14 protein-coding genes are annotated in these 16,619 nt (G+C 50.0%); 9 read left to right on the forward strand and 5 right to left on the reverse strand.

Annotated elements, in window-relative coordinates; genetic code table 11:
* The 4 genes from DET_RS01185 to DET_RS01200 are packed head-to-tail and all read left to right on the forward strand — an operon-like array spanning position 1 to position 4,043.
* Positions 1-855, forward strand: coding sequence for a glycosyltransferase family 2 protein (locus DET_RS01185; RefSeq protein ID WP_041223309.1), 855 nt, complete (start codon positions 1-3; stop codon positions 853-855).
* Positions 855-2,069, forward strand: coding sequence for a glycosyltransferase family 4 protein (locus tag DET_RS01190; RefSeq protein WP_010936014.1), 1,215 nt, complete (start codon positions 855-857; stop codon positions 2,067-2,069). The genes DET_RS01185 and DET_RS01190 overlap by 1 nt, the downstream gene beginning before the upstream one ends.
* A complete protein-coding gene (locus tag DET_RS01195) occupies positions 2,066-2,761 on the forward strand; it encodes a class I SAM-dependent methyltransferase (RefSeq protein ID WP_010936015.1) in 696 nt (231 codons plus the stop codon). Before DET_RS01190 ends, DET_RS01195 begins: the two co-directional genes overlap by 4 nt.
* Positions 2,748-4,043 carry a polysaccharide pyruvyl transferase family protein gene (locus DET_RS01200; RefSeq protein WP_010936016.1) on the forward strand — a complete coding sequence of 432 codons (1,296 nt, stop codon included), beginning with the start codon at positions 2,748-2,750 and terminating at the stop codon, positions 4,041-4,043. Before DET_RS01195 ends, DET_RS01200 begins: the two co-directional genes overlap by 14 nt.
* Here the strand turns inward: DET_RS01200 and DET_RS01205 are convergent.
* On the reverse strand, positions 4,015-5,301 hold the full coding sequence (locus DET_RS01205; RefSeq protein ID WP_010936017.1) for a Coenzyme F420 hydrogenase/dehydrogenase, beta subunit C-terminal domain: 1,287 nt from the start codon (positions 5,299-5,301) through the stop codon (positions 4,015-4,017). The two genes, DET_RS01200 and DET_RS01205, sit on opposite strands and share 29 nt — an antisense overlap.
* Positions 5,294-6,616, reverse strand: a complete 1,323-nt coding sequence (locus DET_RS01210; protein ID WP_010936018.1) for a lipopolysaccharide biosynthesis protein — start codon at positions 6,614-6,616, stop codon at positions 5,294-5,296. Before DET_RS01210 ends, DET_RS01205 begins: the two co-directional genes overlap by 8 nt.
* Before the next feature lie 168 nt (positions 6,617-6,784).
* Here DET_RS01210 and DET_RS01215 point away from each other — a divergent pair, with 168 nt between their 5' ends.
* Together DET_RS01215 and DET_RS01220 are read left to right on the forward strand one after the other, a co-directional pair.
* Positions 6,785-7,582, forward strand: coding sequence for a PIG-L deacetylase family protein (locus DET_RS01215; RefSeq protein WP_234943828.1), 798 nt, complete (start codon positions 6,785-6,787; stop codon positions 7,580-7,582).
* Between the two features lie 178 nt (positions 7,583-7,760).
* Entirely contained in the window at positions 7,761-8,735 is a 975-nt protein-coding gene (locus tag DET_RS01220; protein ID WP_010936020.1) for an aldo/keto reductase, read from the forward strand.
* Here DET_RS01220 and DET_RS01225 read toward each other — a convergent pair.
* Positions 8,732-9,085, reverse strand: coding sequence for a DUF134 domain-containing protein (locus DET_RS01225; RefSeq protein WP_010936021.1), 354 nt, complete (start codon positions 9,083-9,085; stop codon positions 8,732-8,734). The genes DET_RS01220 and DET_RS01225 overlap by 4 nt on opposite strands.
* 152 nt (positions 9,086-9,237) lie before the next feature.
* Here DET_RS01225 and DET_RS01230 point away from each other — a divergent pair, with 152 nt between their 5' ends.
* Entirely contained in the window at positions 9,238-9,732 is a 495-nt protein-coding gene (locus tag DET_RS01230; RefSeq protein WP_010936022.1) for a HEAT repeat domain-containing protein, read from the forward strand.
* Positions 9,733-10,179: 447 nt separating this feature from the next.
* Positions 10,180-12,372 carry a lysine 2,3-aminomutase gene (gene ablA, locus DET_RS01235; protein WP_041223311.1) on the forward strand — a complete coding sequence of 731 codons (2,193 nt, stop codon included), beginning with the start codon at positions 10,180-10,182 and terminating at the stop codon, positions 12,370-12,372.
* A gap of 80 nt (positions 12,373-12,452) precedes the next feature.
* Here ablA and DET_RS01250 read toward each other — a convergent pair whose 3' ends face one another.
* Complete coding sequence (locus DET_RS01250) at positions 12,453-13,733, reverse strand: serpin family protein (protein ID WP_010936025.1); 1,281 nt, start codon at positions 13,731-13,733, stop codon at positions 12,453-12,455.
* Between the two features lie 138 nt (positions 13,734-13,871).
* Here DET_RS01250 and DET_RS01270 point away from each other — a divergent pair, with 138 nt between their 5' ends.
* Entirely contained in the window at positions 13,872-14,507 is a 636-nt protein-coding gene (locus DET_RS01270; RefSeq protein WP_077975002.1) for a PAQR family membrane homeostasis protein TrhA, read from the forward strand.
* Here the strand turns inward: DET_RS01270 and DET_RS01280 are convergent.
* Positions 14,504-16,495 carry an ABC-F family ATP-binding cassette domain-containing protein gene (locus DET_RS01280; protein ID WP_010936027.1) on the reverse strand — a complete coding sequence of 664 codons (1,992 nt, stop codon included), beginning with the start codon at positions 16,493-16,495 and terminating at the stop codon, positions 14,504-14,506. The two genes, DET_RS01270 and DET_RS01280, sit on opposite strands and share 4 nt — an antisense overlap.
* Positions 16,496-16,619: the final 124 nt, after the last annotated feature.

A 16,619-nucleotide genomic window follows, 5' to 3' on the forward strand; every position in this document is an offset into this window, starting at 1 on the left:
TTGGAAGACAGCCTGCCTTTGTCTGTAATAGTTTGTGCCAGAAATGCTGAAAAGACTATCAGCCTCTGCCTGGAGAGCATCCGTATGAATAACCCTTGGGAGATAATACTGGTGGACGGAAACTCCACTGATAAAACAGTTGCGCTGGCGGCCGGTTTTACCCGGAATATCTTAAGTGACCAGGGCAGGGGAACCAGCTTTGCCCACCAGATAGGCTCAGAAATAGCCAGTCAGGATTACATAATGTTTGTAGATGCTGATGTGGAACTGCCGCCTGAAGCTTTCAGCCGGATGTTTGCTGAACTGAAAAAATCCGGACTTGAGGGCATATATGCCCAGACCGAAGGGGCAGGGCGGGGAAATTTCTGGGAGAAAGCGGCATCGGACTTTCTTTCCTGCCGCCCCAGTCCGGCCGGTATCTGGTTCGGGGCAGGGCTGGTTAAGCGTGAGATAGTCCTCAAGTACGGCTTTGATTCATTTATAAGCCCAGGTGATGACGTAGATTTTAACCGCCGTGCCCTAAGCGGCGGCTGCGTATTTGGTGTTTCGGCGGTACAGGTCAAACATCACCACCGCACTACTTTTCAAAATGTGGTCCGCCAGTATATCTGGTACGGCAAGGGGCGTTCACGCCTGGCCTGGAAAAACGGCTTGCTTATCCTGCGTTTTTGGCCGCCTTTCCCGGCTGTGTATGGTCTGGTTTATTCGCTGGGGCATTTCAAGTTCCGTCCGCTATCTCTCCATCTTTTGGCACTGGTATTTCAAAGCTGGGGTATGATATGCGGACTAGCTGAGCTGGTTTTCAGCCCCCCGCCGGACCGGCCGCCCCGGCCTTGCTGGAAGTGGGGTATCTGATGAATATACTCCATCTGGGCAGCGGCAGCCTGAAAATACCCCCGGAGGGTTACGGCGGCATTGAAAAATATGTATTTGAATCTGCCCGCTGTCTGGCGGCCAGAGGCAATAAGGTAGTCATATTTGATATACGCCCGGATAAGGCGGATGCTAAAAGTGAGCGGATTGAAGGGGTAGAGATAGTCCGGATTCACCGCATGTCCACAAACCGGTCTTCCAGTTTGTGGCTTGCCAATATTTATTCGGTATTGAATTTGCTGGTTTTCAGTCTGAGAGCCCGCAGTTATATAAAACGTAACCGTTTTGAGATTATTCATATACACCGTACGCTGGTGGGGCTGATACTGGTGCTGGTTTTGCCATCCCAAAGGCAGAAAATGATTTATACCCTGCATTCGCCGGTTTGGGTGATGGAGAAGGGCAGCTTCAAAGACCGTATGAGCCGCAAACTGGATATATTTGTTATAAGGCATATCAAAAGGGTTCTGGTGCAGTCAGCCCAGATTAAGGCCATACTGGAGATGGAACGGGTGAAATCCGCCAAAATAGGGCTGCTTCCCTGCGGGGTGGACACCGAGGCTTTCAACCCTGCTCATCGGAGCAATCTTATCCGCTCTAAATATGGCATAGGTGAACGGCTGTTGGTTTTGTTTGTAGGGCGGATAGTGCCTTACAAAGGGGTGGAATACCTGGTGAGGGCGGCCAATCTGGTGGTAAACAAGGCCGGTTTCCGTGAGTGTGCTTTTTTACTGGCCGGGCCGATAGCCGAACACGGTCTGGATGCGCTGGAACATGCCGGATACCCCGGCAGGGTCAAAGGATTGATAAAGGAATATAAGCTGGAGGACTTTGTGTTTTTAACCGGCAGCCTTCCCCAGGACGAATTGCAAACCGCCTTTGCTTCGGCAGATATTTTTGTGCTGCCGTCTTTGGCGGAATCATCACCGGCGGTGGTGCTTCAGGCGCTGGCCTCCGGCTGCGGGGTTATTGCTTCCAATATATCCGGCATACGTGAGCAGGTTATAGACGGGGTAAACGGCGTTTTGGTGAAAGCGGCTGACGAAGCCGAACTTGCCAAACAGATTTTGGAATTTTTGCAATCCCCAGGCAGGCGGTTTGCTATGGGTGCTAACGGAATAGCTTTGGTCAAGGAGCAGTTCAGTTGGGAAGTTCTCTGCGGCCGTCTGGAGGGGATTTACAGGGAGTCAGTATGAATAAAATTTTTATCAGAAAACTGCTGAGCCTGAGCCACCGCTATGGGGGGTATATACCTCTGTCCCGCCTGAATACGGTCAGCCGCTGGCTTGGAAATGAAAAGGGGGAAGTGCTGGATATAGGCTGCGGTGGCGGGTCTGCCATGCTTTTTCTAAACCGCCGGAAGTCATTCAGTGCCTGCGGAGTAGATATAAACCCGGCACTTATTGCAGATGCCAAAAGCAAAAAGAGCCATCAGCAGTATTTCTGTCAGGATATTCTCAGCCTGAATCTGGATGATAAAAGTTTTGATACGGTTATCTGCCTGGAGCTTATTGAGCATTTGCCCAAAGATGAGGGGTTAGCGCTTATTTTGCGGCTGGAGAAAATAGCCCGGAGAAGGGTTATTTTAAGTACGCCGGTAGGCTTTTCCGAAGTAGAGGGCAATCATGATGGGGACGGCTCTGCCCACCAGTGCGGGTATTTGCCGGCTGAACTCAGGGAAAGGGGCTATCTGGTTCGGGGTAACCGTCTGCGTTTGGAAAGGGCATGGTGGCCGTATCTTTTAAAACATTCGCCGGCACTGGCCTCGGTACATTGGGCTTTCTGGCTGGTGACAGGGGTAATTTTCAGCCCGCTGGCATATTTTTTCCCCGACCAGGTAGCTTCGGGTATGGTGTGCCTCAAAGAGGTTGGTTGTGAAAGAAAATAAAGCGGGCAGTCCGCCGTCTATACTGGTGCTTTCCAACGCTGATTTTGAAAGCCGGGGCTTTCAGGCAATTGTACGCGGTCTGGAAAACTGTCTGGGAGAAAGCCTGCCGGGGCTTACCTTTGATTATTTCAGCTTTGCCCCTAAGAGATATAACTATCTGGAAAGCAACAGTTTACGGCTGATTCCCCACCCCTGGGCAAAAGGCAGCTCTGAAACGCTGAATATTTTCAGCTACATGGTGCTTATGCCAAAAAGCCTGCTTAAGGCTGTTTATTATAAACTTCGCCCGGCTAAAAACCCTTACCGCCGTTATGCCGCCCTTTTGCATATAAATGTGGATTGTCTGAATGAGACAGATTACGGTTTCAGCTGCGTCTGCCTGAATCTGCTTAAAAGCTGGGCGGGTTTGCGGGCCTTTGGCTGCCCGCTGCTGACGGCCCCGGTGGATATCGGGCCTTTCAATACCCCCGTCAGCCGCTTTCTGGGCAGGTATATACTCTCAAAAGCAAAGCTGGTAGCTTTGCGGGATGAACTCAGCTATGATTATCTGATTAAGCTTGGGCTTAAGCCTGAAAACCTGTATCTGGGGGCGGATATGGCCTTTCTGATGCCGCCTGCACCGCCCCGGGTGATGGAAGAGGTGCTTACCGCTGAAAAGGCGGTTAAGGATAACCGGCTGATTATAGGCATTTCACCCAGTTTGTTTCAGATGGAACTGGGGAATATATTTGCCGGTTCGGCAGCAGATAAACCCGAAATATACCTTGGGCTGATAGCCTCTCTGGCTGATTTTGCGGCTGATACGCTTGCTGCCCGTATTTATCTTATTCCCCATGTCCACCCTGATGACAGCCGGGTCTGCCGTGAGGTATACAGCCGGATGCACCGCAAAGATAGTGTGCAGGTATTTAACGGTGATTATCCGTCTGAAATCATAAAGGGGCTGATAGGGGAGTGTAATATTTTTGTAAGCTGCCGCATGCACGCCAGTATTGCCGCTTTGTCTCAGGCTATACCCACCCTGACTTTAGGCTATCAGGAAAAATACTGGAAACTTTTAGGGGATTACTTGGGGCAGTCTGACTATCTGGTAGATATTAAAATGCCAAAGGCAGAGGATATTCAGGCTACTCTCAGGCAAAAACTGGCCTATATGGCAGCCAACCGCCCTGAAATAAGTGAGCGAATAAAAGAGCGACTGGAAGTAATAAACCAAAGGGCAGCTTTGTACGGGCAGAAAGTGGCAGAAATAATCAGCCGCGGGAAGCCCGCTTCCCGATAAGCCTTTCGGCCAGGCCGCTAAGCCCTGTCCAGAAATGTTTGGCCGGTTCTATAATCAGACTGGAGTTAGTCCTGCCCAAATGGTAGTTTATGACCTGTTCAATAGTATACAGGTAAGCTATCCTGCGGGCGGGCGGATGGGGGGCGGGGTATTCGGGCAGTTTCCAGCCCAGCAGGGGCAGGACAGCTTTTTTGGCGGCATAATCCTGCCGCTTGTTTCGCCACTCCATTACCCGCTTGGCGGCCAGAGGCTGGGATTTGATACACCCGTTTTTGACGGCGCTTTGGTAAAAACCCTGTCCGGTGCTGCCCCGTACAATCACCGCCGAGGTCCCCTCATGGTCATTTTCCAGTTCTTTCAGCCAGGCATCTCCCAGAGAGATGTCCGCCAGTTCGTTCAGCTGGTCATTGCATATCAGGCAGCGGCGTGGGGTGAAGAAACCGTGTCCGTGATAAGGGTGGTAAGCCTTTAAAGGCAAGCGGAGGGTAGTTCCGCCGCATGTTTCCAGCCGCATATTCCCCGGCCAGCCGTTGGTGCGGTAACTAAGGCTTGTTACCGAATCTTTATTTATGCCCTGCTTTTTAAGTATATATTCTGTCCCTTTGAAACTCATGGTGCTTGAGCAGACTATACCCAGATGCAGCACTATCCGTTCTTGCAGTACCGGGTTTTGGCGCTCTGCCTTGCGGATAGCCTGAATATGGCAGGGCAGGCCTGCCACTGCATAACGCCCTGGTCTGGCGGCTATCTCTGATATGGCTGTGTTGGCGGCAACCGGGCAGTATTTAGACCCGGCGGCCTGTTTTAATTCCTCTGCCGTACGGGCAATAAAACCTGTGGGAGTAAGGGGGGAAAAGGGGGGTGCAATGCTGACTAATGCCCCGTCTATTAAGCCTGTTTCCAAAGCATAAGCTAGCAGCGTGGTAGCTATTCCGCCCGAAGTGGAAAGGTGACGCTGCAAACTGTCACTGCTGAAAGCGGTATAACAGCTGTTTTTAATTAAAAAGGGTGATTTACCGCCGAAAAGAGATTCGGTGTATTCATCCAGATTTATTCCTGTGCCGGGGCAGGCTTTCAGGCATTTGCCGCAGTTCTGGCAGAGGGCTTCGTTCAGCTTCGGCAGGTAAATGCCTTTCTGGGGGTCAATCTGCATTTTTATAGCACCGGCAGGGCAGACCGCCTGACAGATACCGCAGCCGCAGCAAAGTTTCTGCCGCAGGGTTACAAGTATACTCTTTGGCGCTTTTAGGTTAGCCATTAAGCGGGGCACTCCTCTTGGCAAATAGTCTGCTGCTGACATATACAGCGCAGACAGATTGGGCAATCACCCAGGCCAGGCCCGCTCCGTTGATACCCATGGACGGTATAAGCCCGAAACTTAGTATTAAACTTAATCCGGCAATCAGGCAGTTCATGGCAATAAGCCCTTTCAGGCGTTTTTTTACTTTCAGGCTGCCCATATAGATTACGTTCAGGGTTTGGGGCAGCAGGCCTATTATCATTATCCTGAGTAAACCGGCCGATGACAACGCGTATTCCTGCCCGAAAAAGAGCAGTATTTTATCCGCCAGCAGGAAAAATATTATGACCAGCGGCAGTATAAGCCCCAGGCTTAGCTTCAGGCTCTTTTTGATATGGGTAGATAAGCCGTTTTCATCATGCGAACCCTCACTGAACAGGGAAGTGGAAACAGAGGCGGGGATGGTGGTAAGGGCGGCAGCAGTACTCCAGCCTATATAAAAATAGGCATTGGATTCCGCTCCCAGTATACCCAGTACCAGCAGGGGCAGGAGCAAGGCTGGTGCTGAACCTAAAAACTGGGATAGATTGTTGCCCAGTGAAAACCCGAAACTTGATTTTATATAAGGTGTGCAGAGTTCAAAACCGGGGCGGAAGCCTTCTGAAACTCTGGGTATAAAGCCGAATATTGCCACCAGCAAAGCGGCTATCAGGGCTAAACCCCAGGCCAGAATAATCCCGTTTTCCGGGAAAAGGCTTGCCAAAATAACTACCAATATCAGCCGCAGTCCGCTGGCTGTTATTACCCTTAGGGTAGAGTAGCCCGAGTGCCGCTGGGCAATCAGGCTGTCATCTGCAATGGAATTAAGGGCAGTAGCGGCGGTAAAAGCGGTAAAAGCAACCGCCAGCAGCAGGTTTTGACGCAGAAAGACAAGTTCCGGTGACCATAAACCCAAGCCCAGTAAAAAGATAACCCCAGCCAGTATGGAGACTATAAATGTAAGGCTGATAGATGAGTTTATAATGCTTTTAGTCGGGTAAGCCTTCTGGGGCAGAAAGCGGATAATCCCAAACCCCAGCCCCAAATGTGAAATAGTACCCAGCAAAGACATGGCAGATATGGCAGCTCCGGCCAGCCCCACCGCCGCCGGGGGAAAAAAACGGGCGGCCAGTATCCAGAAAACAAAGCTGAGGGCGGCGCCTGCCCCGCCGGCTATCATCAGAAAAATGGCATTTATATAAAGAGGGGAGCGGATTTTATCAAAGAACCGGTATGGCTGCAGGTTAGCGGGACGGGTATCGGCAGCCGCATCAGGGTGGATTTTGTTAAACATATGTGCCACAAAGTCTCCAAGCCAAGTTCAAGCTATAGCCTGACAAACATATAATAGCAAAAATAACGACAAAAGGCTATATATTATCTGGCGTAACCGTGTCAGGTATCTTAGGGATGCGGGTTTTGTCACTTGTACTTGGCGGCTATATTTTCTAAACTGATAAAGATGAATTATTTTAAAAAGAAACGGTCAGGACTGCTTTTCAGCCTGATGTTTATCTGTCTGGCAGGTGTTACTTTTTTCTTCTGGGCGGTGCCGGATGTGCTTGGCCAGCAGTATATTAAACAGCTGGATTACTTGCCTTCACCCCAGGCAGGCGAAAAGATACTTATATTTTCACCCCACCCGGATGATGAGACTATTGCTTTGGGGGGATATATTGCCAGTGCCTGTCAGGCCGGTGCCGAGGTGGAAATTGTGCTGGTTACCGATGGCAGCAAGTTCGTAAATAAAGATATCCGCTACCAGGAGTTTGAGAATGCCTGCCGTCTGCTGGGGGTACCGGCGGATAATCTGGTGTTTTTAGGCTTTAAAGACGGCAGTCTCCAGTCAGTGCCGCTTACCCGCCTGGTAGACTCATTTAATCTTTTGATAAATGAATTTTCACCGGATATTGTATTTTATCCCCATCACAAAGATGCCCATGATGACCACGCGGCCATAAGCAGGGCAGTGGGGCAGTCTTTGAAAGTGAGTCCCGGCATCCGGTGTTACGAATATCTGGTGCATTACCGGATTTTCTTCCCCCAGCCGCGGGTTTATAATTCTAATCTGTATCTGTTGCCCCCGCTTACGCTGGTAAATGAAGACCAGAACTGGCTTCGGTTTGACCTTTCTGAAGGAGTATTGGAGCAGAAAACGCTGGCCTTGGAAGCTTATGAGAGCCAGCTGAAAAATCCATTCCTTAAGCCTCTTATCCAGAGTTTTATCCGCCAGAATGAGCTGGTTTGCCTGCCGAATTAGATTGGCCGGTTTCTTGCAGATTTTAGTCCGGCAGAGTGAGGATTAACAGGGATAAATTAGATGCCCTGAGCCGGATTACAGTTTTGCTGGCGGCTTCGGGCTTGCCTTTGGCAGCCCCAGCGGCTAACATTTAGACGCGGTCTGTTAAGTATATAAAGATTATCGGGAGCGGCCGGATATGGATAATATTTTAGATAAGAAATGGGCTTACCGTGAACTTGGTCAAACGGGCATAGGGCTTAGTCCTTTGGGTTTGGGCAGCTGGCAGTTCTCCCGCGGCAAGGGGGCGGCTATCGGTGTTTGGGGTATGCTGAACCAGGCCAAAGTAAATGAGATTGTGCTTAATTCGCTTGCGGGCGGCATAAACTGGTTTGATACCGCCGAAGCTTATGGCATGGGGCAAAGCGAAGAGTCTCTGGCCGAAGCTTTGAAGCAGGCGGGTATCCGGCCGGGTGAGTGTTTTATAGCTACCAAATGGCAGCCTACCATGCGCTCAGCCTCTTCTCTGAAGACCCTTTTGCCCATACGTGAGGGCTTTCTAAGCCCGTATAAGGTAGATTTGTATCAGGTGCATTTCCCGGGGCTTTTTGCCTCCATTGATGCCCAGATGGATAACATGGCCGCTTTGTATAAAGAAGGCCGGATACGGGCTATAGGCGTCAGCAACTTTAATGCTTCCCAGATGCGTATTGCCCAGAAACGTTTAAACAAACACGGCCTGTCACTGGCTTCAAATCAGGTCAAGTATAATCTGCTTGACCGGCAGATTGAGACAAACGGGGTGCTAGAGACTGCCCGCGAACTGGGTATCAGCCTGATTGCTTATTCTCCGCTGGCCATGGGTGTTCTTTCAGGTAAATACCAGCGTAATCCGGAGTATCTGGAGATGGTGCCTTTTATCCGCCGTAAAACTATCCGTCGCGCGCTGGAAAAGAGTATGCCGGTTATCGCCAAGCTCTCTGAAATATCTGCCAGGTACAATGCGGATATAGCTCAGGTAGCTTTGGCATGGGTAATTTACGGGCAGGGGGACACTGTTTTCGCTTTAGCCGGTGCCAGTACCCCGGTGCAGGCACGTGAAAACCTTAGAGCCCTGGATATAAAACTGACCGCCGCTGAAATAGCTGAATTAAACAGTGTTTCCGGGTCTTAGGTTTGTCCGGGAGGGTCTGTTTGGGAAGGAGGTATTTGCCGCTGGCAGCAGGGACGGGCGTCCAGTTCGAAAACTCCCCCCTCTATCCGCAGGGCTTTACCTTTTAAGAGGGCGTCTGCTACTTTGTATCTGGCGGAATAAAGCATTCGCTGGAAAGTAGGTCTGGAGATATTCATTTGCCGGGCAGCCTCTGCCTGTTCCAGCCCCAGCAGGTCTTTTAAACGCAGGGCTTCGGCTTCCTCGGTAGACAGCTGGTTCTCCTCAAGCAGGCTAAGAGGTATGCCGGCAGGCTTATAATAGGCTACTTTGGGTATTTCACTTATGCGGCGGCATTTGTATGGTCGGGGCATGGTGTTTACCTTTCAGTTTCTTTGGCACTTGGAATCAGAATAGCTTTTGCTTTTATTTGTGTCAATATTTTGCTCCGGGCTGTATTTACGTATTATTACTAATTGACCGGATGTCTTTATTAGATTAAATTCAGAAAAGGAGGGCAAAACATATGGCAGATACCAATTTTATAAATCAGCAGTTAGAACTTTTGAAAGATCCGGATGGGCTAAAACGCCAGTCTGCCCGGCTGGAGCTTGAAGATTTAGGCAGCGCCAGTGTGCCGTATTTAGTAGCCAAACTGGACGAATATCAGGGGGAAGCGTTGTGGGAAAGTGTCAAGGCTCTCAGCCGTATCGGTGACGCTGCATCCGCCCCGGCTCTGGTCAAACTTCTTTCTCACGAGGTATCGGATATACGCTGGCTGGCTTCTTTGGGTTTAATAAAGATAGGCAGAGAAGCGGTGGGGCCGGTGCTTAGGGCGCTTAGTTTGTCAGATGCGCGTTCCCCCTTCCTGAGGGAGGAAGCCCACCACGTGCTTACCAGTCTGCGGGATAAAGCGCTGAAAGATGATTTGTCCGGAGTTATAAGTGCTTTGGAGAGCAATTCCCCCCGGTCTGCTGTGCCGGTAGCGGCTGAGGAAGCACTTCTAAAGCTGAAACTTTAGGGGCGGACTTTCGGACAGAACTAAATATAAGCATTTACAAGTAACTAAACTAAGCCACAGTAATTTATGGCAATTTATGGTCAAAAAATAAGCTGTATTTACTTAAAACAAATCAGTATCTCTCTATTATACCTCTGTAGCTTGACTGCGGGGGTATAACAGAGGTACAATACACTTGATATCAAGGACACGAGGAGGTATTTGTCACTCCAAAGTGAGAAAATATACTTAAATATAGTCTTGGTGACCCGTTATAAAACGGGTTTTATCCCCGGCCCTTTCCGCTGTTTTTAATCTTCCGGTTGTTTTCTTCTCAGTTGTTTTGTGTCATTCTGCTAATCTTAGCGTAGTTTCAAACCTCTTTATTCAAGCTGTCCGCTTGTCCAGCCGTGTTCTCTTAATTCAGCTTTTGGGTTGGGGTGTATCCCGCACAAAGGAAGGATTAACATGGTTTTAACACATATTGAAGAAAAGATGCCCCAGACCTCTTTGCCGGAGCATGATTACCGCCTGATGGCCCACAAGATAAGCTCTGACTACAGTGAGGAAGAGTGGGGGAACTGGAAATGGCATGTTTCCCATACTATTAAGGACTTGGCTACCGTTGAAAAACTGCTGGGGGTGAAATTTTCAGTTGAAAAACGCCGCAGTCTGGAAGATACTATCCGCAATTTCCCCATGAGTATTACCCCGTATTACTTTTCCCTGATTGACCCCAAAAATTTTGAAAATGACCCGGTTTTTATTCAGTCTGTACCCAGTGCCGCCGAGCTTAATTTCAGCTGCCATGATAAGGAAGACCCACTGGCTGAAGATGTGGACAGCCCCGCCCCCGGCATTACCCACCGCTATCCTGACAGGGTGCTGTTTCATGTTTCAAACCGCTGTGCCATGTACTGCCGCCACTGTACCCGCAAACGTAAAGTGGGGGATGTTGACAAGACCCTGTCCCGTGATGACCTGGTAAAGGGCTTGGAATATATCAAAAATACCCCCCAGGTTCGGGATGTGCTGCTATCCGGGGGTGACCCCCTGCTGCTTTCAGACAGTATGCTTGAGTGGCTGCTGTCTGAGCTGAAGGCCATACCCCATGTTCAGGTAATACGCATCGGCACACGGGTGCCGGTGGTACTGCCCCAGCGGATTACCCCCCATCTGGTAAAAATCATTAAAAAATACCACCCTGTCTGGGTAAATACCCACTTCAACCACCCCAGAGAGATTACTGCTACCTCTATCCGGGCGCTTCGCCTGCTGGCGGATGCCGGTATCCCGCTGGGTAACCAGACCGTCCTGCTGGCCAAAGTAAATGACTGCCCACGGGTTATGAAGGCTCTGGTGCACAAACTGGTGGAAAACAGGGTAAGGCCTTATTACCTGTATCAGTGTGACCCGGCGCAGGGGCTTTCCCATTTCCGCACTTCCATAGGCAAGGGGATAGAGATTATTGAAAATCTTATCGGGCATACCAGCGGTTTCGCTGTGCCTACCTATGTAATAGACGCCCCCAACGGCGGCGGCAAGATACCCATTATGCCGAATTACCTGATATCCCAGTCCTCCAGCAAGGTTATCCTGCGTAATTACGAAGGGATTATAACCGCCTATTACCAGCCGGAAGACTATCACCCGCCCAAGTGCGGCCAGGACTGTTCGGCCTGTAACCTTGAGCTTGATTTAAACGGTGCGGCCGAAGGGTCACTGGTGGGCATTGCCCGCTTGCTTTCAAATCATGAAGACACTGATTATTTAGTCCCCACCGAATGTGACCGGATGGACCGCCGCAAGAGCGGTTATGACCAGATAGTCACTCTGGGTACGTCTTTGATTCAGCACGGCAAAAACAGTGACCGTATTTACCTGATGCGGCTGGCTGCCGAGGAAACCGCTACCCTGCTGCCTGAAATGCAATCACTGGCCGCTGAAAACGGCTATACCAAGCTGTTTGCCAAAGTGCCCGGTGATGTTAAAACCCTGTTTGAGGCAGACGGTTTTGAAACCGAAGCGGTTATTCCCTGTTTTTACGGCGGGACTAAGGCCGGTTATTTTATGGGCAAATTTATAGATGAGGGCAGGAAAACAGAGGAAAATGCCGAATTGCTGGAAGATGTGCTGAAGGTGGCCCATTCCAAAGCCGGTAAGGCACTTTCGTTTAAACTGCCTAGGGGATACACCCTTCGCAAATGCACTGCTGACGATACTGCGGCCATGGCCGAGGTGTTTTCCACTGTATTTGCCTCATACCCGTTCCCTATTTACGAACCGGAATATATCAGCCGCACCATGACCGAGAGTATAACCTATTATGGTATCTGGCACGGGCAGAAACTGGCGGCGCTGGCTTCGGCTGAGCAGTATCCGCTGGAAGGCCATGTGGAACTGACAGATTTCGCCACCCTGCCGGATTACCGCCGCCGCAAGCTGGCGGGTATCTTGCTGCATACTATGGAAACCGAAATGAAACAAAAAGGTTTCGGGGTAAGCTATACGTCTGCGGTGGCAGAGTCTTACGGTATGAATATAAGCTTTGCCAGACAGGGGTATGAGTTTGCCGGCCGGCTTAAGAATAATACCCAGATAAACGGCGGCCTGAAAAGCATGAATATCTGGTACAAATGCCTGAAGAAACAGACTAAATAAGCCGGATTTTTATGGCATTATATAAGAAAGCGGGCACCCCTGAGAGGTGTCCGCTCTTTTTCTTACAGACTGGTATTATTTCAGGCGGTGGGGTCTATTACCCGTCCGGTAAAGAGGGTAGTGCCGGTAGCCATATCTACTATACAGAAGATAAAAGCCCGGTCAATAGACAGGGTGACAAGTTCGGTTGGGGCGGAAGTCAGGTTCATACTTACGGCTGTTGCCGCGGCCGCTTCAGTGCCGTCTTCGCTGACAGATATAAATGACTTGTGGAATACATCACCTATCATAAGGTTATATCCGCCGTCCATCTTGGAGAAATCTGCCTGGCTGCCAAAGGCAGTGGGCATACCCAGGGAAGACAAAGCGTCTTTAAGGGTAAACTTTGATTCAAAGCTGAACTTGGGCAGGGACAGGTTTATCTGGTTGGACTTGATAGAAGAAAGTATCTCTGCCAGCATCTGTCCGGAAAGGGCATCTTCCACCTGGGCAAATTTGCCTTCATCCGGCAGAATAATCACCATTGAGAGCCCGTTTCCGGCATAAGCCAGCTCTACAGCCTGAAAATCATCTCCGCTGTAATAGCCGTGGTTTTCAATCTGGCGCAGCATCTGCACATTTACGCTGGTACCGTTTTGCAGGTAGAAAAGGCCGCTTTGAGTATTTTCTTCATCAAAGGGTGCTGCCCAGGCGGCATTAAAGTAGATAGCATTGGTCAGCACCAGACGGGTGGTTGCATCTATGCCGTCAGCCGGGATAAGGTCTTTGATTTTGTCTTTGGTTGCGTCTGATACCCAGTCATTTATGACCTTGCGGGCTTCTTCGGAATTAGCGGCAAAGTCCAGCACCCTAAGACCTGCCCCGTAATTCTGGGCCAGTGTATCCAGAAAATCTGACAGGAAGGTGTAGTCTTTCTGCCCCCAGATGGCATTTACCAGCTTGAGTTCAAAAGTGCCTTCATCTGCTTCCTTGGCCTGAGCCTCTCTTTTATTCAGTTCCTGGTCAATAAAGTTAAAAAAGGCATGCAAATCAGCATCCGGCAGCAGGTAATTAAGGGTGTTTTGCATTTCGGTTTTGGTGGCGGTATCTGCCCCGGCATAGGTCATGGCCAGAGCAATGGAAATGCTGAACGGGGAATAAAAGAAGTTGCCTTCCTCGGTGCCTTTCAGGTAGCGGTACAGTTTAAAGGCTAAATCATTATTGGCTTGGACTTGGGTGTTTAAATTTTGCTGGCTGACATTCGGACTTAGAATCCGGTCTTTGTCAGATTTCAGTTCTTCAGCCGAAACACCGCCCGCACAGGCGGTAAAGGTGAATAAACTGACTACGGCCAGCAGCGAAAGCGCAAGTTTGGTTTTCATGCTTGTATCTCCTTGTTTTGTCTGCAAATATTAAAACGCACAGGGGTTAAAAAGGATAGCATAGGATAAAAATGCCCGTAGACCATTCCAGCCCAAAGGTTTATAATTGTAGTTTCTTTCAGGAGGACCGATATAAATATACGCAAAGCGGAGCGCTTTTCTTCATTTTCTCATCTGGCAGGGGCGGTGGGGGGTGTGCTGGCACTGATAGTGCTGGTCATACTTAGCTGGGGGAACTGGGATATCATGGCGGTCTCAGTCATTTATGCGCTGGCTGTTATCAGCCTGTTTTCTTTCAGTACTATTTACCACGCCCTGAAAAAACAGGAAAATGAAATAAATGTCTGGCGCAAGCTTGACCATATAGCCATATTTATAATGATAGCCGGTACTTATACCCCCATGGCTTATATCTATCTGGACGGGGGCTGGCGGCTGGGTATGCTTATTGCCACCTGGGCTTTTGTACTTATAGGTGTCTTCCAGAAGGTGTTTTTCCTGAATGCACCCCGCTGGCTCTCACCGGTAACCTATCTGGGTATGGGCTGGATGGCGGTTTTCCCTTTAAGAGAGTTTTGGCTGAATATGCCGTCTCTGGTGTTCTGGCTGATTGCTTGCGGCGGTTTGGCCTACAGCATAGGGGCGGTTATTTACGGTATTAAAAAGCCAAACCCGGTGCCGGGAGTATTCGGTTTCCACGAGATATTCCATGCCCTTATACTCTTGGGCTGGGCGTTTCATCTGGCGGCGGTTATACTGGCTATCTTAGGCTAATTATCCAGTGCCTTCAGGGCATCTTCCAGTTTCTGTTTGAGGGCATCGTTCTGCTGGCATAGCCTTAGCCATTTATCACCCAGAGTGACCAGCTGCTCCTTGCAGTTTTTATATTCCGCTGATGTATCGGCCGCTTTTTGGCCGCTGCGGTATAAATCAGGGTCGGCAAGCAGTGTTTCCAGTTCCTGTTTGCGTTGTTCCAGGCTTGTTATTTCAGCCTCTGTGTCGGATATTTCCTTCTTCAAAGCCCCGGTTTCTTTATAATGCTGGTTTCTTATCTGCCCTTCCAGAGTTTTGCGCTGTTTCTGGGAGAGTGCGGCCGGAACGGGGGAGGGGCGGTGAGAAATAACCGGTGCAGGGTTTTTGGGTGCTTCCCCTTTAAAAGGGTTGGCGGCGGCAAATTCCAGATAGGCATCATAATCGCCTTCAAAAACCCTGATTTTGCCGTTACGTACTTCAATAATCTTGTTGGCCACTTCGCGGATAAGGGTGCGGTCATGGGTGATAAAACACAGAGTGCCTTTGTATGCCTGAAGGGCGTCTGCCAGTATTTCGCGGGCGGGTATGTCCAGATGATTGGTGGGTTCGTCCATTAGTACCAGATTGGCGGGCTTAAGCAGCATTTTGGCAATGGCCAAGCGGGTTTTTTCACCCCCGGACAGCACCGATATCCTCTTTTTTACATCATCCCCGCTGAAGAGAAATGCCCCCAGCATACCCCGCAGCTGCTGTTCGGGAGCGTCCGGTAAAATAGTTTCCAGCTCCTCTATCAGGTTATTTGCAGGGCTTAGAGACTCTACATAATACTGGGCAAAATAGGCGGTGTTTACGTTTGCCCCCAGATTACGGTAACCTGAATCAAACGGCATAACCCCGGCCAGTATCTTAAGGAGGGTGGTTTTGCCGGCACCGTTAGGGCCTACCAGAGCGGCCTTGTCACCCCGGGCAAGCACCAGTTCCAGCCCCTGGTAGATAACCAGGTCACCGTAAGACTTGGTGAGGTTTCTTAGTTTTATAACATCATGCCCGCTGCGTTCGGGTTCGGGGAAATTAAAGTGTATTTTTTTGGTCTGGCGGGGGATAGCTACCGCAGACAGCTTATCCAGCTTTTTTATCCGACTTTGCACCTGGCTGGCTTTGGTGGCTTTGTAACGGAAGCGCTCTATAAACTTGGTTTCTTTATCAATAAGTTCCTGCTGGCGGCGGGCCTGGCTTTCCAGCTGGTTCAGGCGGAGTTCACGTTCCCGCAGGTAGCTGTCATAATTACCGGAGTAAAGGCGGGCTTTTTGGTCTTCCAGTGACAGTATCTTGGTAGCGATGGAGTTTAAAAATGCCCGGTCATGGCTGGTAAAGAGCACCGAGCCGCTATACTGTTTGAGGTAGCTTTCAAACCAGCGGGTGGACTCTAAGTCAAGGTGATTGGTAGGCTCGTCCAGTATGAGTATATCCGGGCTGAGGAAAAGGAGTTTGGCCAGTTCAGCCCGCATCAGCCAGCCGCCGGAAAACTCATGCAGGGGGCGGTCAAAATCTACCGGTTTGAAACCCAGCCCGGCCAGTATCAGCTTGGCTTCCTGTTCGGCATTATAACCACCCAGAGCCTCAAATGAGTGCTGAAGCTCCCCCAGCTCGTTCATCAGGCGGTTATTTTCAGAGCCGTCTTTTTCCTCGGCCAGTTCCCCCTGAAGCAGGGAAATTTTGTGTGAAAGGGAGCTAAGGCGGTCAGAGGCACTGGAGACAGCTTTAAGCAGGGGCTGTTTGGAGCTGGGCTTGATATCCTGTTCCAGATAACCCACCGTAGTGCCGCGGCGGAGGATAATTTTACCTTCGTCCGCTTCCAGCCTACCGGCAATCATTTCAAAAAGGGTGGTCTTGCCGCTGCCGTTTGGCCCAAGCAGAGCCAGCCGGTCTCTTGCCCCTATATTCAGGTTTACGCCGGTGTAAAGGCTGCGCACCCCGAAGGATTTGGAAAGATTTTGGATATTTAGCATTTTAGTTTTGTATCAGCGCCATTATACAGTAAGAAACCCCCGCCGCCAAAAGGGGCGTCTCCTGACAAAAAAATAGGGGGACGGTTTTAAAGCCTCCCCCTTGGTTTTTCCTGCCGGAAAGTTT

Source organism: Dehalococcoides mccartyi 195, assembly GCF_000011905.1.
GTDB lineage: Bacteria > Chloroflexota > Dehalococcoidia > Dehalococcoidales > Dehalococcoidaceae > Dehalococcoides > Dehalococcoides mccartyi.

Coding starts and splice junctions, on each gene's coding strand:
- DET_RS01190 (WP_010936014.1), top strand. CDS start 855: ATGAATATACTCCATCTGGGCAGCGGCAGCCTGAAAATACCCCCGGAG.
- DET_RS01195 (WP_010936015.1), top strand. CDS start 2,066: ATGAATAAAATTTTTATCAGAAAACTGCTGAGCCTGAGCCACCGCTAT.
- DET_RS01205 (WP_010936017.1), bottom strand. CDS start 5,301: ATGGCTAACCTAAAAGCGCCAAAGAGTATACTTGTAACCCTGCGGCAG.
- DET_RS01210 (WP_010936018.1), bottom strand. CDS start 6,616: ATGTTTAACAAAATCCACCCTGATGCGGCTGCCGATACCCGTCCCGCT.
- DET_RS01215 (WP_234943828.1), top strand. CDS start 6,785: ATGAATTATTTTAAAAAGAAACGGTCAGGACTGCTTTTCAGCCTGATG.
- DET_RS01220 (WP_010936020.1), top strand. CDS start 7,761: ATGGATAATATTTTAGATAAGAAATGGGCTTACCGTGAACTTGGTCAA.
- DET_RS01225 (WP_010936021.1), bottom strand. CDS start 9,085: ATGCCCCGACCATACAAATGCCGCCGCATAAGTGAAATACCCAAAGTA.
- DET_RS01230 (WP_010936022.1), top strand. CDS start 9,238: ATGGCAGATACCAATTTTATAAATCAGCAGTTAGAACTTTTGAAAGAT.
- ablA (WP_041223311.1), top strand. CDS start 10,180: ATGGTTTTAACACATATTGAAGAAAAGATGCCCCAGACCTCTTTGCCG.
- DET_RS01250 (WP_010936025.1), bottom strand. CDS start 13,733: ATGAAAACCAAACTTGCGCTTTCGCTGCTGGCCGTAGTCAGTTTATTC.
- DET_RS01280 (WP_010936027.1), bottom strand. CDS start 16,495: ATGCTAAATATCCAAAATCTTTCCAAATCCTTCGGGGTGCGCAGCCTT.